17 protein-coding genes and 1 pseudogene are annotated in these 20442 nt (G+C 70.5%); 4 read left to right on the plus strand and 14 right to left on the minus strand.

What is annotated here, in order from left to right; all coding sequences use genetic code 11:
* The first annotated feature begins 89 nt into the window (after positions 1 to 89).
* On the plus strand, positions 90 to 2135 hold the full coding sequence (gene pknB / locus ACFVKT_RS10170) for a Stk1 family PASTA domain-containing Ser/Thr kinase (RefSeq protein ID WP_385729548.1): 2046 nt from the start codon (positions 90 to 92) through the stop codon (positions 2133 to 2135).
* A gap of 95 nt (positions 2136 to 2230) precedes the next feature.
* On the opposite strand, the gene ACFVKT_RS10175 is transcribed toward pknB, so the two are convergent.
* The 14 genes and pseudogenes from ACFVKT_RS10175 to ACFVKT_RS10240 form a co-directional block, all read right to left on the minus strand.
* Positions 2231 to 2866, minus strand: coding sequence for a TetR/AcrR family transcriptional regulator (locus ACFVKT_RS10175; RefSeq protein ID WP_385729550.1), 636 nt, complete (start codon positions 2864 to 2866; stop codon positions 2231 to 2233).
* Positions 2867 to 3056: 190 nt separating this feature from the next.
* Positions 3057 to 3407, minus strand: a complete 351-nt coding sequence (locus ACFVKT_RS10180; protein WP_385729553.1) for a hypothetical protein — start codon at positions 3405 to 3407, stop codon at positions 3057 to 3059.
* 63 nt (positions 3408 to 3470) lie between these two features.
* On the minus strand, positions 3471 to 5054 hold the full coding sequence (locus ACFVKT_RS10185; RefSeq protein WP_385729555.1) for a bifunctional 3-(3-hydroxy-phenyl)propionate/3-hydroxycinnamic acid hydroxylase: 1584 nt from the start codon (positions 5052 to 5054) through the stop codon (positions 3471 to 3473).
* A gap of 223 nt (positions 5055 to 5277) precedes the next feature.
* On the minus strand, positions 5278 to 5718 hold the full coding sequence (locus tag ACFVKT_RS10190) for a VOC family protein (RefSeq protein ID WP_385729556.1): 441 nt from the start codon (positions 5716 to 5718) through the stop codon (positions 5278 to 5280).
* Positions 5715 to 7112, minus strand: a complete 1398-nt coding sequence (locus tag ACFVKT_RS10195) for an MFS transporter (RefSeq protein ID WP_385729558.1) — start codon at positions 7110 to 7112, stop codon at positions 5715 to 5717. Before ACFVKT_RS10195 ends, ACFVKT_RS10190 begins: the two co-directional genes overlap by 4 nt.
* On the minus strand, positions 7109 to 8353 hold the full coding sequence (locus tag ACFVKT_RS10200; protein WP_385729560.1) for an ATP-grasp domain-containing protein: 1245 nt from the start codon (positions 8351 to 8353) through the stop codon (positions 7109 to 7111). Before ACFVKT_RS10200 ends, ACFVKT_RS10195 begins: the two co-directional genes overlap by 4 nt.
* Positions 8350 to 9540, minus strand: a complete 1191-nt coding sequence (locus ACFVKT_RS10205) for a pyridoxal-phosphate dependent enzyme (RefSeq protein ID WP_385729562.1) — start codon at positions 9538 to 9540, stop codon at positions 8350 to 8352. The genes ACFVKT_RS10200 and ACFVKT_RS10205 overlap by 4 nt, the downstream gene beginning before the upstream one ends.
* Positions 9537 to 10544: an ABC transporter substrate-binding protein gene (locus ACFVKT_RS10210; protein ID WP_385729564.1), complete on the minus strand. Its 1008-nt coding sequence runs from the start codon at positions 10542 to 10544 to the stop codon at positions 9537 to 9539. Before ACFVKT_RS10210 ends, ACFVKT_RS10205 begins: the two co-directional genes overlap by 4 nt.
* Positions 10541 to 11380 carry an ABC transporter ATP-binding protein gene (locus tag ACFVKT_RS10215; protein ID WP_385729566.1) on the minus strand — a complete coding sequence of 280 codons (840 nt, stop codon included), beginning with the start codon at positions 11378 to 11380 and terminating at the stop codon, positions 10541 to 10543. Before ACFVKT_RS10215 ends, ACFVKT_RS10210 begins: the two co-directional genes overlap by 4 nt.
* Positions 11381 to 12505, minus strand: a complete 1125-nt coding sequence (locus ACFVKT_RS10220) for a FecCD family ABC transporter permease (RefSeq protein ID WP_385729568.1) — start codon at positions 12503 to 12505, stop codon at positions 11381 to 11383.
* Positions 12506 to 12586: 81 nt separating this feature from the next.
* Positions 12587 to 13354, minus strand: coding sequence for a class I SAM-dependent methyltransferase (locus ACFVKT_RS10225; RefSeq protein WP_385729570.1), 768 nt, complete (start codon positions 13352 to 13354; stop codon positions 12587 to 12589).
* 187 nt (positions 13355 to 13541) lie between these two features.
* Positions 13542 to 14549, minus strand: a pseudogene (locus tag ACFVKT_RS10230) (PLP-dependent cysteine synthase family protein); the annotation flags it as partial.
* Positions 14550 to 14690: 141 nt separating this feature from the next.
* Complete coding sequence (locus tag ACFVKT_RS10235; RefSeq protein WP_385729572.1) at positions 14691 to 16028, minus strand: NtaA/DmoA family FMN-dependent monooxygenase; 1338 nt, start codon at positions 16026 to 16028, stop codon at positions 14691 to 14693.
* 148 nt (positions 16029 to 16176) lie between these two features.
* Entirely contained in the window at positions 16177 to 16356 is a 180-nt protein-coding gene (locus tag ACFVKT_RS10240; RefSeq protein WP_385729574.1) for a hypothetical protein, read from the minus strand.
* 300 nt (positions 16357 to 16656) lie between these two features.
* Here ACFVKT_RS10240 and ACFVKT_RS10245 point away from each other — a divergent pair, with 300 nt between their 5' ends.
* From ACFVKT_RS10245 to ACFVKT_RS10255, 3 genes are all read left to right on the plus strand, one after another.
* Positions 16657 to 17574 (plus strand): LLM class F420-dependent oxidoreductase, encoded by a 918-nt coding sequence (locus ACFVKT_RS10245; protein ID WP_385729576.1) that lies wholly within the window; start codon positions 16657 to 16659, stop codon positions 17572 to 17574.
* 304 nt (positions 17575 to 17878) lie between these two features.
* Positions 17879 to 18988 (plus strand): LLM class flavin-dependent oxidoreductase, encoded by a 1110-nt coding sequence (locus tag ACFVKT_RS10250; RefSeq protein ID WP_385729577.1) that lies wholly within the window; start codon positions 17879 to 17881, stop codon positions 18986 to 18988.
* Positions 18985 to 20385 (plus strand): NtaA/DmoA family FMN-dependent monooxygenase, encoded by a 1401-nt coding sequence (locus tag ACFVKT_RS10255; RefSeq protein ID WP_385729579.1) that lies wholly within the window; start codon positions 18985 to 18987, stop codon positions 20383 to 20385. The genes ACFVKT_RS10250 and ACFVKT_RS10255 overlap by 4 nt, the downstream gene beginning before the upstream one ends.
* Positions 20386 to 20442 lie beyond the last annotated feature (57 nt).

Raw genomic sequence — 20442 nt, forward strand, 5'->3', positions numbered from 1 at the left:
AGCTGTGCAATTATCTGCTCGTGCTCCTGTGGCTTGACGGGTCGGCGCGCTGTCGACCCCTGCTCAGGCCCCGACTTCCCGATCCCGTAGTGGAGAAGCCAGTGAACTTCGGCGGACCAGATGATCTGACCTTCTCCCATCCGGTGCCGGTGGCTGTCGTCGGCGGCCGGTACGAGCTGCGCCTGCTGCTCGGTTCCGGGGGCATGGCCGAAGTGCACCTCGCGCACGACGCCCGGCTCGACCGGCTCGTCGCGGTGAAGACGCCGCGCGCCGATCTCGCCCACGACGCGGAGTTCCAGGAACGGTTCCGCCGGGAGGCCATGTCGACGGCCTCGCTCAACCACCCTGCCATCGCCGCGGTGTACGACACGGGCGAGGACGCCTCCATGTCGTACGGCGGAGGTTGGGCGGGCGCCGGATTCCCGCTGCCGTACCTCGTGATGGAGTACGTCGACGGTACGACCCTGCGTGAAGCCCTTTACTCCGGGCCGCAGTTGACCGTCGAACGTGCTCTGGAGCTGACGGCCGGCGTCCTGCGAGCCCTCGACCACTCCCACCAGCAGGGCATCGTGCACCGGGACATCAAACCGGCCAACGTGATGGTGACGCAGGCCGGTCAGGTCAAGGTCATGGACTTCGGGATCGCCCGCGACGCGCGGGACGTCGGCATGACACAGACGTCCGTCGTCATCGGCACCGCGCAGTACCTGTCGCCGGAACAGGCGCTCGGGCAGGACATCGACGCCCGGTCCGACCTGTACTCGGTGGGCTGCATGCTGTACGAACTGCTCACCTTCCGCACGCCGTTCACCGGTGAATCGCCGATGGCGGTGATGTACCAGCACATCCAGGAGGCGCCGAGCCCGCCGAGCCTCTACAACCCCGAGATCGGCCCCGACCTGGACGCGATCGTCCTCCGCGCCCTGCAGAAGGAGCCCTGGTACCGCTACCAGTCCGCCGGGGAGATGCTCGCCGACATCGAGGCGCTGTTGAGCACGGGATCGAGTACGGGATCGAGTGCGGGATTCAGTACGGGGTTCAGTACGGGACCGGTGGCCGGTCCCGCGTCCCCGACGGCGGGGACCGACGACTCGTACGACGACGGTGGCTCGTACGACCGGGACGGCTGGCACGGTGACGAGGAGGGCCCTGGGCGCCGCCGGGGGAGCGTGGCGCTGGTCGTGGCCGGTGTCGCCGTCCTGGCCGCGGCGCTCCTGGTCGGCTGGCTCATGTTCGGGCGCGGCGGGGCCGACGACGGCAAGGCGGCTGTGCCGGCGCTGGTCGGCATGACTCTCGACGAGGCTCGGAGCGCGGCGGACAACGTCGGCCTCACGCTCACCGTGACAAAGCGGGAGCCCTGCGCGGACCAGCCCACCGACCACGTCTGTACGCAGAGTCCGACGGACGGCGAACTCGACAAGGGGGAGGCCCTGTCGGTGACCGTCTCCACCGGTGCGCCGAAGGTGGAGGTGCCGGATGTCGTCGACAAGGACGAGGACGACGCCTCCCGCACCCTGGAGGGCGAGGACTTCAAGGTGAAGCTCCGGCATGTCGTGTCCACGGAGGACCCAGGCACCGTCCTCGAGCAGGACCCCGAGGGTGGCGACAAGGTCGAGAAGGGCACCGAGATCACCCTCACGGTGGCCAAGGAGGCCGAGAAATCCACCGTCCCGGACCTCACCGGCAAATCGGCGAGCGAGGCCCGGGAACTGCTGGCCGAAAACGGCCTGAAGCTGGGTGACACGACCGAGGTCGACAACGGAGCCGAGGCCGGCACCGTCGTCGGACAGAGCGTCCCCTCCGGCGAGGAGGTCGATCCGGGCTCCACTATCGACATCCAGGTCGCCAAATCAGTGGAGACCGTGCTAATCCCGACCGACATCGTCGGCAGGACCCTCGCCGAGGTCCAGGACGAACTGAGCGGCATCGGGCTCCAGGTCAGTGTCGCCTCCGGGTACTCCCAGTCGTCCGACGCCGTCGTGACGTCGAGTACCCCGCAGGCGGGCAGCGAGGTCGAGGCGGGCAGCACGGTGATCGTCGTCACCGAGGAGGCGAGTGACGAGTCGTCCGACGACGAGACACCGGCCGACGACACGGCGGAGGCGGCGACAGCGCCTACGGACGGCGGTCAGTAACAACTCACCAATGCCGGACGCCGGCGAGCCCTCAACCGCACACTGTCGGTCGAGGGCTCGCCGGCGTCCGGCGTCGGCTCTCCGAGGGTCCGTCTTCAGTCGAGATCGGGCAGGGGGCGCCAGGCGACTTCACGGGCGTCCTCGGGCGGGACGCCCAGCATGCGCAGCAGCATTTCCACCAGGCTTGACGCCGCCTCGTCGCCGTCGCGCTCGGGCTGGGCGAACCGGAGCTCCACCAGCGCCAGCAGCGAACCGCCCAGGGCGGTCACCGCGGCGGTCGGGTCGGTGATGGTGAAACGCCCGGAGGCCATGCCGACCTCCACGTCTCGTATGGCGCGCGGAGCCAGGCCCGAGTCCGAGTGGAGGTGGCTGAGGCCGCGGTGCCGCAGGACCTGCATCAGCTCGGGCCGGGAGTTGGCCAGGCGTGCGCTGAGGCGGAAACCACCCGCGAGGAGTTCCGCAGGGTCGTCGACGTCCTGCAGATGCTCGTCGAAGGCTTGGCCGAGCTCTTCGAGGGCGTCCAGCACCGCCGCGTCGAACAACTCGGCCTTCGACTCGAAGTGGTTGTAGAAGGTGCCGAAGCCGACGTCCGCCCGGTCGGCGATCGTCTGGATGCTCGCGCTGGTGTCGCCGGTCTCGGCGAGTATCTGCCGGGCCGCGCGGACGAGCGCCTGACGAGTCTCGGCACGACGTCGTTCGAAGCGATTGCGTGGGGGCGCTGACGTGGGCATACGTGCGACTCTACCAATGTGACCCATCCACCACAGTTCTGATGAGCTGGTCAGTACAGCGCTGATGCATTCATCACCACCGTGAGAGTGACGGGCGAGTCATTCGCCATTCACCCGGCCGCTGCGCCGCCCGGTTCGGTGCCTGAGCCGGAGTACTGCCCGAGGAAATCCGAAGTGCGCTGACCATTTCCTATGGAGCTTCGAAAGGCCAGAAGTGGCCGGAATCGAAGAGGTGCACACCGCTTCCTTCCGGGAGTTTCGCGATGCCCAGGGGATCGGTGTAGAACTCGCGGGACTGGAGAGGGTCGTCCGCTCCCTGCAGCAGCAGGACGGGGCCGGGAGCGTCGACGAAGCGGTGCGTGACGGTGATCTTGCCCAGCTGCTCCTCGTCGCCGTCCGCTTCGGGCGCGCGTGGCGGCGTCTCGGAGAGTTCAGCCAGGAGCCGGTCCACCCCGGACAGCCTGTCGAACGCCCTTTCCACTCCCGCGTGGACGCGTGCCGGAGGTGTTGTGTATCCGTACAGGCCTGTGTCGTAAGGCATGGCGGAGTCCTCCAGAACCCCCTGGCTCCGGTGGGGCGAACCGCCTTGAGAGGCGGTTGTCGGTCAGCGCGTGGCACTGCCCGACAGGGCGGCGAATGAGGTCTGTTCGACGTGCCCACGGGTGGTGCACAGCAGGGGTGCCCAGACGGCTGTGTCGTTGAAGCCCCGCCCGCCGGCCGGGACTACGTCCATCACGACGCGGTCGGGGCGCAGCAGGACGGCGTCGGCGCGGCCCCGCCGCAGCCAGGCGTCGAGGGTGCCGTCGTCGCGGAGTTCGGCCGCGGGCACCGCCCGGATGCCGAGCCCATGGGCGAGTGCTGCCAGCGACGGCGAGGGCTCTGCGGCGGTCAGGATGGTGAACGTGTCGCCGAGGACTTCGTCGAGACGGGCCCGCTGTCCGTCGGCGTCAACCCACGGCTGCGGACAGTGGGTTCCCACGAGGCGGCTGCCCCGGCGGGTGCGGCGCCCCACGAGAGGTCCGGGGGTCAGTGCCGGACTGAGGTCGCGGTTGGCCGCCTCGGTCAGACCGGGTATGCGGCAGATCACGGACAGGAGCCTGCGGCGCAGTGCGGCGGCACTGTCCTGACCGCCGGTCATGGCCCAGCCCAGGGCGACCGCGAGCCGGATCACATGCCGCGCGTGCGGCTTGCGCTCACTCTCGTAGGTGTCCAACAGCCGCTCGTTGCCGCCTTGTCGGAGGACGCGGGCGAGCTTCCAGGTGAGGTTGTAGGCGTCGCGCAAACCCGAGCACAGCCCTTGTCCGATGAACGGCGGCGTGAGGTGTGCCGCGTCGCCCAGGAGAAAGACCCGGCCGCTTCGCCATCGGTTCGCGACCCGCGCGCGGAAGGTGTACTCACTCTCGCGGACGATCTCGAAGTCCCCGTCGTACGAGGGCGGCAGCCACGGAGCGACCAGCTCGCGGACCGGCTCCCGCCCGTCCCGCATGCGGAACTCCCAGCGGTAACGGTCCTCGCCGACGCGCATGAAGGTCGCCGGCCGCTCCGGGTCGCAGACCTGGTCGACGCCCTCCCAGCAGCGGACATCGGCCGTCGTCCGTACGTCGATGACGGTCCAGCGTTCGTCGAAGCGCAGGTCCTCCCATACGGCGCCGATGGCCTCGCGGGTGAGGCTGTTCGCGCCGTCGCAGCCAAGGACCGCGTCGGCCCACAGGTGGTGCTCTCCGTCGGGCGCGCGGTAGGTGACGCGCACCGGGCCTCCGGTGTCCGGCCCGATACCGGTGACCTCCACTGCGCTCCGCAGTTCGCACTCCGGGCGCCGGGCCAGGGCGTCGCGCAGCAGTCGCTCCAGTGCGGGCTGCTCGAACATGCTGGTCTGCGGGTAGCCGTGCGGGCCCTGCCCGACACGGCGGAACTCGGCCATCACCCGGTGCCGGGCGTCGAGCAGCCGCAGCCCCTTGCCCGGGCGGGCCATCGCGGCGAACGCCTCGCCTACGCCCGCGGCCTGGAGGATCCTGCGCACCTCGTCGTCGACGACGAGGGCACGAGGGAGTGGATAGACGTCTTGGTGGCGTTCGAGGACGATGCTGCGGATTCCGTGCCGGGCGAGGAGGAGGGCGGTGGTCACGCCTACCGGCCCGGCGCCGATGATGGCGACGGGGATGTCTGCGGAGCGGTGCTCGATGCTCATGTGCGGCTCATTTCAGGTCCTGTCAGCAGCAGGTCGCCGGGGTCCAGGATCTGTTTCACTCGCCGTGTCCCCCCGGCAGTGTCGCCGTAATGAGGAAACTATCAGATCTGGTAAGGCGATCGTCAATAGAGCAGTCGTCGTGAGATGACTGTTTCATCAGAACTGGGGTGTCTATGTATGATGTGACCGCTTCACGCCCGCGCCCAGGCGGCCGGCATGGCCCTCAGCCGAGCTGCTCGGCCAGTCCGACGAGAATGCCCTCGGGTCCGCGGACGTAACAGAGCAGATAACTGCTGTCGAACTGCGCCACCTCGCCGACGAGTTCGGCGCCATGGGCTTGCAGGCGGGCAAGGACGTCCTGGATGTCGTCGACGGCGAACATGATGCGACGAATGCCGAGCGTGTTGGTCGGTGCGATGGCAGGCTCGGCGCTGATCGCCTGCGGCGTATGGAACTGCGTCAGCTCGAGCCGGCTGTGGCCGTCCGGGGTCCTCAGCATCGCCACGTCCTGTCGGGCGTTGTCGAGCCCGATGACACGGTCCACCCAGCGTCCCTCGACCGGCATCTTGCCCTCCAGCTCCATGCCGAGTTCGACGAAGAAGGCGATGGCGGCGTCAAGGTCGGCGACCACGATGAGGACGTTGTCCATCCGCTGGATCGTCATGACGGGTCTCCTTGGTGGTGGGGCATCGGTGGCCGTATCCGCCCCTGAGACGGAGCCGCCGGGCCGTTCTCGACATCCTCTGCCATATCTTCTTCGGGAACCGTTTGACGCAGCGACGTCTGTCCCATCGGAGTCGATGAGTGCGCGTCGGATGCAGTGGCGCCGGGGCGGAGGCGGCGCAGCGCATGGATCAGCAGCGGGGGGAGCAGGGCGCCCTGCACCGCGATCGCTGCCCAGAAGAGTCCGGCGTGACCGGACCGTTCTGCGAGTTCGTAGCCCTCGCCTCCCACGATGCCGCTGGCGAACGCGCCGATTCCGGCCGCCAGTCGTTGGTGGCCGAAGACGACGGCGGGTGTGCGGCCGGACCGGTTCAGGGCTTCGAGGTCGTTCTTGAGGAAGAGGATGATCTCGCCGAGGCAGATGAGCAGGGCTCCGGCCAGGACGGCCGCCGGGTGGCCGAGGGCGAGGGTGGCCATGCCGGTGGCCAGCGCGGCGAATCCGAGACGCAGGGCGCGGGAGTAGGACAGACGGGCTATCCAGTCCGACATGAGGGGCTGCGCGACGACCAGAAGCAGGGCATACAGCGCGAGGACCAAGGCGTAGAAGAACGTCGAGGTCCGGGGCACGGCGTAAACCGCGAGGTAGTGCTGGAAGAACATGAAGACGTACACGCTCAGCACGGTGATCGCGAAGGGCAGGAGGGACAGTCCGGCGAGTGTCTTCTCCCGGCGCCGCGGCACTCCCTCGGCGCTGACTCTCCCTTCGTCCGGTCGGCGGTCGGGCCTCTCCACGGGCAGCAGTGCGTGCCCCACTGTGATCGCGGCGAACAGCACGGAGACCGCCGTGAACAGCCCCGCCGAGGCGCTGAGTACGAAGGGTGCGGCGGCGATCGGGCCCAGTGCGACACCGGCGTTGAGGGCGGAGCTGCTCGCAGACAACAGCAGTGGGCGCTGCTCCTCCTCCACGTGGTGCACCAAGTACCCCTTGTTGGCGGGCAGATAGAGCGCTGCGCCGCAGGACACGAGGAACAGCGCGGTGACGGCCGCGGCCGGGTGACTCAGGCCCGGCAGGAAGCAGGCGAAGCCCGTCGTACGGATCATCAGGGCGAGCAGCATGGTGCGCTGCAGCCCGATCCGCTCGGAGATCTCGGCCCCGACGACGCCGCCGGAGAACTGCACGAGCGAGGCGATGGCGAGCACCACGCCGACGGTGCCGAGTCCCATGCCCAGCCGCTCGTGCAGCAGGATCGACATGTACGGCAGCACGGCGAAGCTGCCCAGGGGGATCAGGAACGAGCCGGCCAGCAGAAAGTACTGCGGGCCGGTGAGCGACTTGAGCGGAGCGAGGCGCGAGCGCGGACGTCCGCCCCGCTTCCGCGACGACGGCGTGGTCATTCCTGGTTGTCGTCGGTCGCGATGACCGGCCGTACGCTCCCGGCGGCGCTGAGCGCCCGGTGCAGGGCCAGTTCGGCCGTCGCAGCCTCGGCCAGGACGATGCCTGTGCAACTGCGCTGGTCGCTCAGGTGCTCCACGCGCCGCCCGGGGACGGCGGTGGGATACCACTCGGGCGAGCCGGGGAAGGCGGACAGACCCTCCAGGCCGGTCCAGCCGGTGAGCGTGCCGGGCCGGTCGGGGTAGACGAGCACGAAGGCGGTCGCGGGACCGGGCCTGTCATCCACAGCGACAGCGACGGCGTCCAGCAGCGCGGGGCGGCGGCCGAGAGCTGTGTCGACCATGGCGTCGTAGACATTGCTGCCCAGGGCGCGGCACAGGGCCTCGCCGACGAGCGCGCCACCGATACGGCGGTTGATCTCGACCAGTTCCGGGCCCGCGGAGGTGAGGACGAACTCCACGTGCGCGAAGCCGCTGTCGTGGCCCGCCGTCGCCAGTACGCGAGCCACCCAGTCCTGGATCAGGTCGAGTTCGGCGCGGGGGAGCGCGACGGGGAAGGCCGCCGCCTCCTCGCGTACGGAGGGCTCGGGGGACATCTGCCGGCTGAGGACACCGAGCAGCTTCGTCTCGTTCTCCCAACTGAGCGTCTCCGCGCTGTAGACGGGGCCGGAGAAGAAGGGCTCGGCGAACAGCCGCCCGTTGAAGGGACGTTGGGCTGCCTCGGCGAGCGCCGTGCGCAGTTGGTGTTCGTCGCGTACCGGCCAGACGTTGCGCGAGGAGGTGCCCGCGGAGTCCTTCAGGACGGCGGGCAGACCGACCTCACGGAGGATCTCGGGAGCCGAGGAAGGGTCAGCGGGGACAGCGAGAGCGCCACCGCGGCTGAGACCGCGCTCGTGGAGAAGGTTGCGCACCCGGCTCTTGTCCCGTAGTTGGCGGACCGCGGTCGGGTCGGGTCCGGGCAGTCCGAGTTTGGCGGCGAGGTCGGCGCCCGGGACGCTCCAGGTGTCGGTCGAGTTGATGAGCCCGCGCAGGTCGGGCACGGCGGCCAGAGCGGCGGCGCAGGCGGCTTCGTCCGTGGTGTCGAGGTCGACGATGTCGAGTGCCGTGGGGTCGAGGTGGGCGAGTTCGTGGCGGTAGACGTCCCGGTTGCCGGTGAGCAGACACAGGCGGTGTCCTGCGTTGCCGGCCGCCTCGATCAGGCGTCCCAGGCCGAAGGTGAGTGCCTCCAGGGCGGCGATGGTCACGATGCCTGGTCCTCCTTGGTCGATGCGGCGAGCGAGGCCGTTGCCTGCGCGGGAACAGCGGGTACAGCAGGTACGGCTGGAGCAGAGGGCACGGCGGGACCAGCGGGTACAGGCACGGATACGGCGGCCGCGGCAGATTGCCGTACGTCGTACCGCCGCCGCTTCCACTCCATGACCGACCAGGGCAGCGCCAGGTCGGCGAGGCTGGTGATCTGGTGCGGCTTCAGCGTGCGCGGGTCGAGGGCCTCGTGGTGGCGGGCGAAGACACGTTCGGTGTAGCGGTGACCGGTGTCGGCGCCGATGACCAGGTGCGTGCGCTCGGGGTCGCGGGCGGCCTCCCAGCCAGCGACGAGGTGGGCGGCACCGGTGGACAGGCCGGCGAACACGGCGTGTTCCCGCAACAGGCCGACGGCGCCGGCCATCGCGTGCCGGAAGTCGAGCCAGTGAAGGGTGTCGTAGAGGTCGTGGCGCACGTTGTCGAAGGGGATCGAGCTGCCGATCCCGGCGATGATCGCCTCGGGGTCGCTGAACCCCTCGCTGCCGAAGGTGACACTCCCGAAGGGCTGGAGTCCCAGCAGCCGTACGTCTCGCCCGCGCCCGCGCAGCGCCACGGCCAGCCCGCCGCTCGACGAGCCCGTGCCGACGGCCCCCACCACGGTCAGCGGCACATCGGGCAGCGCACGGTCCACCAGGTCGGCGAACTCCTGGTAGCCGGTGTAGTGGACGCCGTCGTGGTACTGGCGCATCCAGTACAGGCCCGGCCGTTCGGCGAGCAGCTGCCGGACCCGGCGGACCCGCCCTTCCTGGTCGAGTCTCAGATCCTTCGAGGGCGGCATCTGGTCCACGGTGGCGCCGAGGATCTCCAACTGCGCGCGCATCGTGGCGTCGACGGTGGTGGAGGCGACGATGTGGCAGTGCAGGCCGTAGCGGTGGCAGGCCATCGCCAGGGCCAGCGCGTAGATGCCGCTGGAGCTGTCGACGAGGGTCTGGCCCGGTTTCACGGTCCCGCGCTCCAGCAGGGTGCGGACCGCGCCGAGGGCGGCGTACACCTTAAGCGTCTCGAAGCGGGCGAGGACAACGTTGCCGGACAGCCGCAGCAGGTCGGGGGCCTTGATCGCGTCGGTGATGTGCTCGTGGACCGGAGCGCCGGGTGTGCCGGGCGCGATACGTGTCGAGGTCACCGTCATCGCCCGACCGAACGCAGGTAGTGGCCCAGGTCTTCGGCACCCGTGACGTTGCGCGGGCCGCTGACCGCGTCGCCGTAGGACATGACGAGGAAGTGGTTGTCCTTCACCGCCGGTATCGACTTCAGGCTGGGCAGTGACTTGAGGTAGGCGATCTTGTCCTTGGCCGGCTGGTCGGCGTAGTCGATGATCACGATCACCTCTGGCTTGGCCTTGATGACCGGTTCCCAGCCCACCGTCGTCCAGCCCTTGTCGAGATCACCGAAGACGTTGGTGCCTCCGGCCGCGGTGATGATGTCGTTCGGAGCGGCGTGCCGGCCGGCGGTGAACGGCTGGTCGGTGCCCGAGTCGTAGACGAACACCTTGGCCGGGTCGTCCCCGGAGGGCCAGGTCTTCTTCAGCGCGGTGACACGGTCCTTGAGGTCGGTGACGAGTTCGTCGGCCCGCTTCTCGACGCCGAAGATCTTCCCCAGGTTGTCGAGGTCGGTGTAGAGCGCCTCCAGCGGTGTCACGTCGACGCTCTTGTCGCCGTAGTCCCAGCAGGTCTCGGTGTGCAGATAGCTGGCGATGCCGACCTTGTCGAGCAGGGCCGGGGTGATACCGCGTTCCTCGCTGAAGCCGGAGTTCCAGCCGGCCAGTACCCAGTCGGCCTTGGCGTCGACGACGATCTCGCGGGTGATGCGCTCGGTGCCCAGCCGCTCGACCTCGGTGTAGTCCTCGCGCCAGGGCGAACCCTCGATGGACGGGTCGCCGAGTTCGTTCATCACATAGCCGCGCATCTGTTCGGCCAGGCCGAGGGAGAACATCTTCTCCGCGCCGCTGACGTCGTAGGCGACCGGGCGCTCGGGGCGGGTGTACGTGACGTCCTCGCCGCAGTTGGAGACCGTGACCGTGGCGGGCTCGGCCTCCGCCGTGGGTTCGACCTCGGCGCCGCAGCCGGTGGTCACCAGGAACCCTGTTGCCAGGAGTCCGGCGGCGAGCGCGCGGGGGAACGATGGTCTGATCACGAGTGTGGTCCTTCCGGGGAAGCGTCGGCTGGTGTGGGGGTGCCGGCGGGCGCCGGGACGAGGTCGTAGAGCAGTTGCGGGGTTCCGGTCCGTGGATGGGGCACGACCATGGCGTCGACGCCGAACACCTTGCGGACCAGCTCGGGCGTCAGGACCTCCGCGGGAGTGCCCGAGGAGACCAGACATCCGGAGCCGAGCACAGCGATGCGGTCGCAGACCTGGGCCGCCAGATTGAGGTCGTGCAGGGCGGTCAGGACGGTCAGTTCGGACGAGCGCAGGAAGGAGAGCAGTTCGACCTGGTGCCGTACGTCCAGGTGGTTGGTGGGCTCGTCGAGGACCAGGACGCGGGGTTCCTGGACGAGGGCGCGGGCGACCAGTACGCGCTGGCGCTCGCCGCCGGACAGGGTCAGCACGCTGCGGTCCGCGAGGTGGGCGATGTCCAGTCGGTCCATCGCCTGCCGGCACAGCTCGCGCTCGCGAGCGGTCAGCGGATGGTTGCCGCGGGCGTGCGGGGCGCGGCCGAGGGCCACCACCTCCTCGACGGTGAAGTCGAGTTCGGTGTGGCTCTCCTGGGTCAGGGCGGCGATCGACCGGGCGCTCTCGCGCAGCTTCAGCGAGGTCAGGTCGGCGCCGTCGAGCAGGACGGCCCCGGACGTCGGCTTCAGCGCCCGGTAGACGCAGCGCAGAGCGGTGGACTTGCCGCTGCCGTTGGGCCCGACGAGCCCGACGACCGAGCCGGCGGCCACGTCGATGTTCAACCGGTCGATGAGCGCCCGCCCGGCCGCCTCGACGGACAGGTCGCGCAGCGAGAGGACTGACGGGGTGGATGAGGCCATCTACTGACCCCCGAACAGATAGCCGCGCCGCCGCATCAGCACGACGAACACCGGCACACCGATCAGCGCGGTGATCACTCCGAGCGGCAACTCCTCCGGCGCGAAGGCGGTACGGGCCACCAGATCGACCCAGACCATGAAGCAGGCCCCGGCGAGCGGCGCAACGGCCAGCACCCGTCGGTGAGTCGAGCCGACCCAGATTCGTACGATATGGGGAAGCACCAGGCCGACGAAGCCGATCGCGCCGCTGACCGCCACGATCAGCCCGGTGACGGCCGCGGTGAGGACGAACAGCCCCCGCCGCAGGCCGTCCGCGTCCACGCCGAGGCTCGCCGCGGTCTCGTCCCCCAGCGACAGCACGTCCAGCGACCGGCTCTGCCGCAGCAGCACCACGATCGCGACCAGTACCGCCGCCGCCACCAGCGGCAGTGACTCCCAGGTCGCCGACCCCAGGCTGCCGAGCAGCCAGAACAGCACCGTCCGCGCGGCCTGCCCGTTCGGGGAGAGGAAGACCAGGGCGCTCATCAACGCCTGGAATCCGTACGCCAGCGCCACCCCGGTCAGTACCAGTCGCAGCGGCGTCAGGCCGAGCGGACCGCGCGCGGCCAGGTAGACCAGCACCGTCGTACCGAGGGCACCGAGGAACGCGGCGGCCGACAGGGCGAAGACCCCAAGACCCGCGAAGATTCCGAAGACCACGACGGCTGTCGCCCCCACGGACGCGCCCGACGAGATGCCCAGTACGAACGGGTCCGCCAGGGCGTTGCGCACCAAAGCCTGGATGGCGACACCCACGACGGAGAGCCCGGCGCCGACGACCGTCGCGAGCAGCACCCTGGGGGTGCGCACATGCCAGACGATGGAGTACCCGGTCACCTCGTCCGCCCCGATGCGGCCGCCGGTGAGAGCCGCCCACAGGAAGTGCACGACATCGCCCGGCGGTACGACGGTCGGCCCCAGCGCGATGCCCGCCACTACGGAGAACACCAGCGTGACGGACAGCGCCACGAGTGTGGTCAGCAGCCTGCCGCGGCCTGCGGGACGGTCCTCCGGATCCTGCTGCGGCTCCCTCTCCGAGGAGACGGCGGGACCTGCCGAAGAGGTCCCGGATGCGGCCCCGGTCATGAAGTCCCTTCATTCGCGCGGAAGTTGGTCGGCGGGGCGCGCCGAACTCCGCCCACCGATCAGTAGTCGGAGCGGAGTGCCTCAGAGTTCCCGCGTATCGGCGGTGAGTTTCGGCCGTGTTCCGCGCACAATCAGCCGCCGCGCGTGGTTGTCGTACGCGCTGCCGTCGAAGTCGCCGTAGCACCGCACGTCGGTGAAGCCGGCCGCCTCGAAGAGGGCGCGCAGTTCGGCGCCGCTGTAGAGGAAGGAGGTGATCGACGCCTCGCGCGCCACCCCGGCGCGCACCAGCGTCCAGTCGGTGCGCAGCCGCGTCCAGTTGTCCAGGACGGTGTCGCGCTGCACCACGTACGCGCCGCTGTCCAGCTCGACGAGCTTGGGCCGGCCGATCCAGCCCGCGAGGACCTCCTTGCCAAGGACGTCGATCAGTAGCTGTCCGCCGGGCGTGAGGGAGTCGTGGGCGTTGCGTAACACCCGCGCGTTGTCGGCCGGTTCGTCGAAGTAGCCGAACGACGTGAAGACGTTGAGGATCACGTCGTACGACTCCGGCTCGACGTGCGTCAGCATGTCCGCCTGGACCAGCCGGACATCGACACCGGCCGTCGCGCAGGCGGCTTCGGCCCGTTTCAGCATGACCGGGCTGAGATCCACCCCCGTCACGGTGTGACCTCGACGTGCGAGCGGCACCAGATACAGGCCGGGCCCACAGCACAGGTCCAACACCCTGCGTCCGCACGGGAATTGCAGCAGTGGCGATTCGGTGACGACGTCCGCCGTCTCCGCTCGTCTGCGCTCGGAGAACATGGTCTCGGCGAAGTCCGACCAGAATCCGTCGTCCTCGTACCAGTGCATACGGCTGCAACCTTTCACCGGGGCCGGGCGGGGCCGGGCGCCGGAGCGCCGCGACCTCGTGAGCGCGGGGCGTCTCCTGCAGTGGTCGGTTGCAGATCGGCTCTGGTTCCCGGCGGGTTCGAGAGGGGCTCGGTCCGTGCGTCCTCCGGTGCTGGGCGTTCGACGACGAGTTCGTTCGGAGAACTCAGTCGTCGTCCTTCGACCGGGAGCCGTCGCTTTCCAGCAGGCCCAGTTCGCGCAACCAGTTGTCGTCGAAGACCTTGGAGAGATAGTTGCGGCCGGAGTCGGGCAGCAGGACGACGACGAGGTCGTCCGGGCCCAGTTCGGCCGCCACCCGCAGTGCGGCGGCCACCGCGGTGCCTGCGGAGCCGCCGACCAGCAGCCCCTCCTCGCGGGCCAGCCGCCGGGCGGTCAGCAGGGAGTCGCGGTCGCTGATCCGCTCGAAGCGGTCGACGACCGCAGGGTGGTAGGACTCCGGCCAGGTGTCGTCCACGGTCTCCGGATGGCGGAAGCGGCCGATGCTCTCCACGTAGTACGGGCTCCCGTCGCCGCCGGAGTAGAGCGAGGCCTCCGGGTCGGCGCCGACGACCGTCACCCGGCCGTCACTCACCTTCTTGAGGTATTCGCCGGTCCCCGTGATGGTGCCGCCCGTGCCGATGCCGCACACCAGGTGGGTGATCCGCCCGTCGGTCTGCCGCCAGATCTCCGGTCCCGTCGTGCGGAAATGGGCCTGCGGATTGGCCGGGTTGTCGTACTGGTTGGCCAGCCAGCCACCCGGCGTCTCCTCGGCGAGACGGACGGCCACGGAGTGCACATGGTCGGGATGCTCGCGCGGCACGTCGGAGGGGCAGACGATGACCTCGGCGCCGTAGGCACGCAGGACGGCGATCTTCTCCGCGCTGCTCTTCTCCGGGATCGCGAAAACGCAACGGTAGCCGCGCTGCGCGGCGACCATGGCCAGGCCGACTCCCGTATTGCCCGAGGTGCCTTCGACGATGGTGCCGCCCGGCGACAACAGCCCGGCCAGCTCGGCCGCTTCGACCATGGCCAGCGCGATACGGTCCTTCACGCTGCCGCCGGGGTTGACGTACTCCAGTTTCACGTAGACCGGTGTGGACACCGCGCCGGTGACGCGGTTGAGCCGCACCAGCGGGGTGTTGCCGACCACGTCGGCCAGGGATGCGTGGACGTCCATGGCAGTGCTCCTTGCGTCAGACTGTGCCGCCGAATTCGGGATACCCGCGCCGTGCCCCCGGGCGGCGGTGGGGTCCGGATGAACGCGACGAGGCCGACCGCGTACAGCGGGGGGGGGGAGGCTTGGCGTCGACCTGCCCGTCTAGGAAATCGTCCGCGTTCCGGGACCGACCTGGACCGGCGCACCGGACCGGGGCGGCAGTTCGAGTCCGAGGTTCTCGCGCAGGGTGGTGCCGGCGTAGTCGTCGGCTACGATCTTTCGTTTGCGCAGCTCGTGCAGCAGGCCGTTGACGACGAAGTCGTGCAGCCGCGGATCCGCGAGGCCACCGAGCGAGATCACGTCCAGAACACCTGCCCGGAACCGCTCTTCAACGGCGTCGGCGAGCTGCTCGGGTGTTCCGGCGACGGCCCAGTGGCCGGTGTCCTGGGCCGCGATGACGAGCTCGCGCAGGGTGTAGCCCTGTCGCGCGTAGCCGGCGAAGATGTCGACCCGGCCGCGACGGCGGTTCACCGAAGCGACGTCAGGCAGCAGGCTCTCCGGCAGCGTCGCGTCGAGGGGAACCTCCGACAGGTCGACTCCGCCGCCGAGCATGTCGGCCACCTGGGCACGCCCGCGTTCGAAGTCGATCGACTCGCGCCGCTCGCGGACGAGCCGCTGTGCCTCTTCCTCGGTGGCGCCGTAGGTGGCGTGGAACGAGCTGAAGATCAGCGGGAGTCCGTCGGCCCGTCCGTGCTGCTCGGCCTGGCTGCGGATCTTCCGGGTGAAGGCCAGGGCGATGTCGAGGGTGGGGAGCGAGGTGAAGACGATCTCGGCGTAGCGGGCACCCAGGGCGGTACCGGCCTCGGACTGCCCTGCCTGGATCTGCACCGGGCGGCGCTGCGGCAGCGGCGGAATGTTCAGTGGACCGGCCACGTCGAAGAACCGGCCGGAGTGGTGGATGGGGTGCACCCGGTCCCGGTGCAGCACCGCCGTGCCGTCCGCACCGACGGTAAGCGCACCGGGTTCCCAGCTGTCCCACAGCGCGTTGACCACTTCCAGTGTCTCCGCGGCGCGTGCGTAGCGGTCCTCCGGGCTGGGCAGCCCGCCGGGTCCGAAGTTCTCCTCGCCGACCGAGGAGGTGACCAGGTTCCAGGCAGCCCGGCCGTTGCTGACGTGGTCGAGCGTTCCGAACAACCGGGCCAGGTTGAACGGGTGGTTGAAGGTGGTCGAGACCGTGGCGATCAGGCCGATCCGCGAGGTCACCTGGCTGAGCGCCGAGACGAAGACCAGCGGCTCCTGCGACCCGATCGCGCCCTGGGCGCCGAAGCTGAGCAGGTCGGCGGTGAACAGCGCGTCGATCCGCGCGGCCTCCGCGAGCTTCGCCACCCGCACGGCGGTGTCCAGGGTGGACCGGGTGGGATCGACCGCCAGGTCGTAGGTCTCCGATGTGCCGCCGGCACCGGTCACGGTCTTCAGCGTCCTGGGCAGCTTCGCGCTCACAACTCGTCCATTCTCACCGGCATCGGTGACATCTCGGGGCGGAGGAACACCCGCGGGCACGCCGGATCAGGTCAAGCCGGGCACCGCAGGTGTGTGCGGGCCTGTCGGACAGTGGCGAGGGCCCGCCGGGGAAAGCCGGAGCGAAGGGTCAGCGACAGAGCGCGGCGTGGGTCCGGCACAGGTCCACGTGCCGGCGCTTCGTCCAGGCCGGCAGCAGAACGATCGCGTCGGCCACCTGGGACACGTCCGCGTCGGCGGGCGCGAGGGTGGCCAGGCGCTCGGAGACCTGGTCCGCGGTTCCGGCCGGCCCGGCGCACGATGTCCTCACGGTGACTCCCATCGGCCTGGTGCCGGCGTCCGGCGGCGGGCGCGGCTTGGACGCGCCAGGTCTCCCGGCCGTCCCTGACGGTGCGGGATGAACGTACGTGGGAGCCGGGCCGCCTTGTCAAGAGCGCGCCTGCGCCGCCCCTGCCTGCCATACGCCGGGCCCGGGACCGCGATGCCTGGGCGGCCGAGGCCTGCAAGGGTTCCGGAGAACAGCGCCCCCGGAAACGCTGTTACGCGGCCGCCATGAGCTTGTCATACACGAGCAGGAATTCCCTTCCCGCGCCTGCCGGTTGCCCCGGGTATGACCATTGGAGTAACGCTCCCTCTGCAGAACCGGATCGACACCACGGTGCAACTCGCGCGGGAGGCTCACGAGGCCGGACTGCGCTCCGCGTGGTTCGGGCAGACCTTCGCGTACGACTCGCCCACGCTCGCCGCGATCGTCGGCCGTGAGGTGCCCGGGCTGCACGTCGGGACCGCCGCGATCCCCGTCTTCGGCCGCCATCCGCTGCTCATCTCCAGCCAGGCCCAGACCGCCCAGGCCGCCACCGGCGGCCGCTACCACCTGGGGCTTGCGCTCGGCACCAAGCAGTTGACGGAGACGGCCTTCGGTATCCCGTACGAGCGCCCCATCGCCCGCCTCCGCGAGTTCCTCACCGCCCTGCGCCAGCTCGTGGAAACAGGCAGCGCCGACTTCCACGGGGAGCTGCTGACCGCCACCACACCGCTGCCCGCAGCGGTGCCGGGTGCCGAACCGCCCGTGCCGCTCCTCGTCGCCGCCATGGCGCCGCAGGCGCTGCGTGCTTCCGGTGAGCTCGCGGACGGGATCATCCCGCTCCTGGCCGGCCCGCGCGCCCTCGCCGAACACCTCGTCCCGGCCGTCACAGCGGCGGCCGAAGCGGCGGGCCGGCCGGCGCCCCGGATCGTCGCCGTGGTGCCCGGCTTGGTCACCGCCGACATCGAAGCGGTGCGGCAGACGGCGACCGAGAGGCTCGCCTTCTATGAGCGGTTTCCGTCCTACCAACGCGTCATCGGACTCTCCGGCGGCACCCGGGCCGCCGACCTGGCCGTCATCGGCGACGAGGAGACCGTCGCCGCCGAGGTGCGCCGGTACCGCGAAGCCGGGGCGACAGAGGTGGTGTTCACCGCGACGGACCTGGGCAGCGAGGCGGACCGACACCGTACCTGGAAGCTGCTCGGCGAGCTCGCGAACCCCTGAGGCGTCGCGGACAGTAGGTGCCGGCCGGCACGCCCCTGTCACTGTCGCATGCGCGTACATCTAATGGTCTTGACACCTTCCAGGGCCGACGACGTAAGTTGAAGTGATCGGTACCGGACGGGTGGAGGCCCCGATGCGTGAACGTGGCGCCGCACCGCACGGTGCCGGCACGGGGACGCGGCTGATCATCCGGCGGCACGTCGACTACTGCCGCACCGCCTCCGCCGTCTGTCCTTCCGCACGACTCTGACCCCCGTCGGCCCGTCGGGCCGGCCGTCTCGTTGTGCCCTCGGAAGGAAACCCCATGTCCGGCCCCGCCCTGCGGCTCGCCGTCGAACTCGACGGCGACGGCGCCCATCCCGCGGCCTGGCGCCGCGCCGCCCACTCACCCGACCACCTGCTGAGCCCGCGCCGGGTGGCCCGCGCCGCCACCGCCGCGGAGAACGCCGGGTTCACCCTGCTCACCCTGGAGGACGGCGTACTCCCGCCCGGTGCCACGCCCGAGGTGGTCGGCCGCATCGGCGCGGTGGAGCGGGCCGCGTTCATCGCCGCGTCGACGAGCGTCATCGGCATCGCGCCGGTCGTCCCGGTCACGTATGCCGAACCCTTCCACGTATCAAGCCAGTTGGCGTCCCTGGACCACATCTCGATCGGGCGGGCCGGGTGGGTGGTGAGCGAGGAGGTACGTCCTGACGCGGCCCGCGCCTGGGGCCGCCCCCTCGTCGACGGCGCCGCCGCACGTGCCCGCGAGGCCCGCGACGGCGTCGAGGTCGTCCGCGCCCTGTGGGACTCCTGGGAGGACGACGCGGTCATCCGTTCCGTGGCCACCAGCCGCTACCTGGACCGAGAACGGCTCCACTACGTCGACTTCACCGGCGACACCTATGCCGTGAAGGGCCCCGCGATCGTGCCGCGTCCGCCCCAGGGGCAACTCGTGGTGCTCGGCCGGCCCGACCTCGTGCCCGCCGGGCAACTCGACGTCGCGCTCGTCGCGGGCCGCGACCTCGCCGAGGTCACGGACGCCGCGTCCGCCGCCGGCACCCCGCGCACTTTCGCCGAGATCGAGATCGCCCTCGACACCGCGGACGCCACGGCCGAGGAGCGCGTCGCCGATCTTGAGCGGCACGCGCCCTGGACCGACCGCGGACGGCTGCGCCACATCGGCTCCGCCGCCGGACTCGCCGCGCTCCTTGGCCGGCTGAGGGGCGTCGTGGACGGCGTACGGCTGCATCCGCTGGTGCTGGACGAGGACCTGCTGGAGCTGTCCCGGCTCGTCCTGCCCGACCTCTTCGAGCGGCGGCACGCCGTCCGTCCGCTGCCCGGCGCGTCCCTGCGCACCCACCTGGGCCTCGACCGGCCCGCCAACCGCTACGCCGCCGGTGCGGCGTCCGAGGCCCTCGAGGAGACCCGATGACCCGCACCGACCCGCTCGACGTACCCCGCCCGGACGCCCAGCTCCACTTCGGCGTCTTCTTCCAGGGCGTCAACCACTGGACCATCTGGTCCGACCTGGCCAGCGGCAGCCAGATCGACCCGGCAAGCTACCGGCGCGTCGCCCAGACCGCCGAGCGGGGTCTGTTCGACGCGTTCTTCCTGGGGGAGGGGCTGCGCCTGCGGGAGGTCGACGGCCGTATCCACGACCTCGACATCGCCGGGCGGCCGGACGCCATCACCCAGCTCGCCGCACTGGCCGCCGTCACCGACCGGATCGGCCTGGTCTCCACCTCCAACGTCACCTTCAACGAACCCGCCGACCTCGCCCGCCGCCTGTCCGGTGTCGACCTGCTCTCCGAGGGCCGCGCCGGCTGGAACGTGGTGACCACCGACAACGCATGGACCGGCGCCAACTTCCGCCGCGGCGGCTACCTCGACCACGCCGACCGCTACCGGCGCGCCGACGAGTTCCTCACCGTCGCCCGCGCGCTCTGGGACGGCTGGGAGAACGGGGCGGTCTCCGGCTCCCCGGGCGCCCCCGCCTGGGCGGCACCCGGAGCCGTACGCCAAGTCCGCCATCAGGGACCGCAGTTCGATGTCGACCTCGCACCCACCCTGCCGCGCAGCGCCCAGGGTCACCCGGTGATCTTCCAGGCCGGGGACTCCGGTGACGGCCGGGACTTCGCCGCCCGGAACGCCGACGTCATCTTCTCCAGGCACGGCGACGACTTCGAGGACGCGCTCGCCTTCGCCGACGACGTCCGGCGCCGCCTGCGGGCCGTCGGCCGGCCCGAGGACGACCTGCGCATCCTCCCGGGTACCGAGATCATCGTCGGGGTCACCGAGGAGGAGGCCGAGGAGAAGAAGCGGTGGATCCGTCTCCAACAGGTCACCCCGGCAACCGCGTTGGGCATCGCCGGGCTCCTGTGGGGTCTGGACCTCTCCGATCGGGACGCCGACGGGCCGCTGCCCAAGGAGGACCCGGTCGTCGCCGAGGACGACGGCTCCTTCGGCGCCCGGCGTGTCGTCGACCCGCGCAAGGTGGTCGCCGAGTGGCGGGAGAAGGCCGACGCGAACGGCTGGTCGCTGCGGGAGGCGGTCATCGCACTCGGTCCCCAGCGAGGCCATGTCGGTACCCCGGCAGGTCTCGCGGACAAGTTCGCCCACTGGGTGCGGCACGGCGCCGTCGACGGCTTCAACGTCACGCCGTACCTCATCCCCAGCGGCCTCGACGACATCGTCGACCTGCTCGTCCCCGCACTGCAGGAACGCGGTCTTTACCCCACCGAGTACGCGGGGACGACACTGCGCCAGCACCTGGGCCTGCGGGAGCCCCTCACCCACCGCTCCACGGCCGACGGCCGCCGGGCCGGCTGACCAGCCCCTCCTCCGCGACACCGGCCCATCCTCTCCCGAGGGTGGGCCGGTCGTACG

Source organism: Streptomyces sp. NPDC127595, assembly GCF_042671685.1.
Lineage (GTDB): Bacteria > Actinomycetota > Actinomycetes > Streptomycetales > Streptomycetaceae > Streptomyces.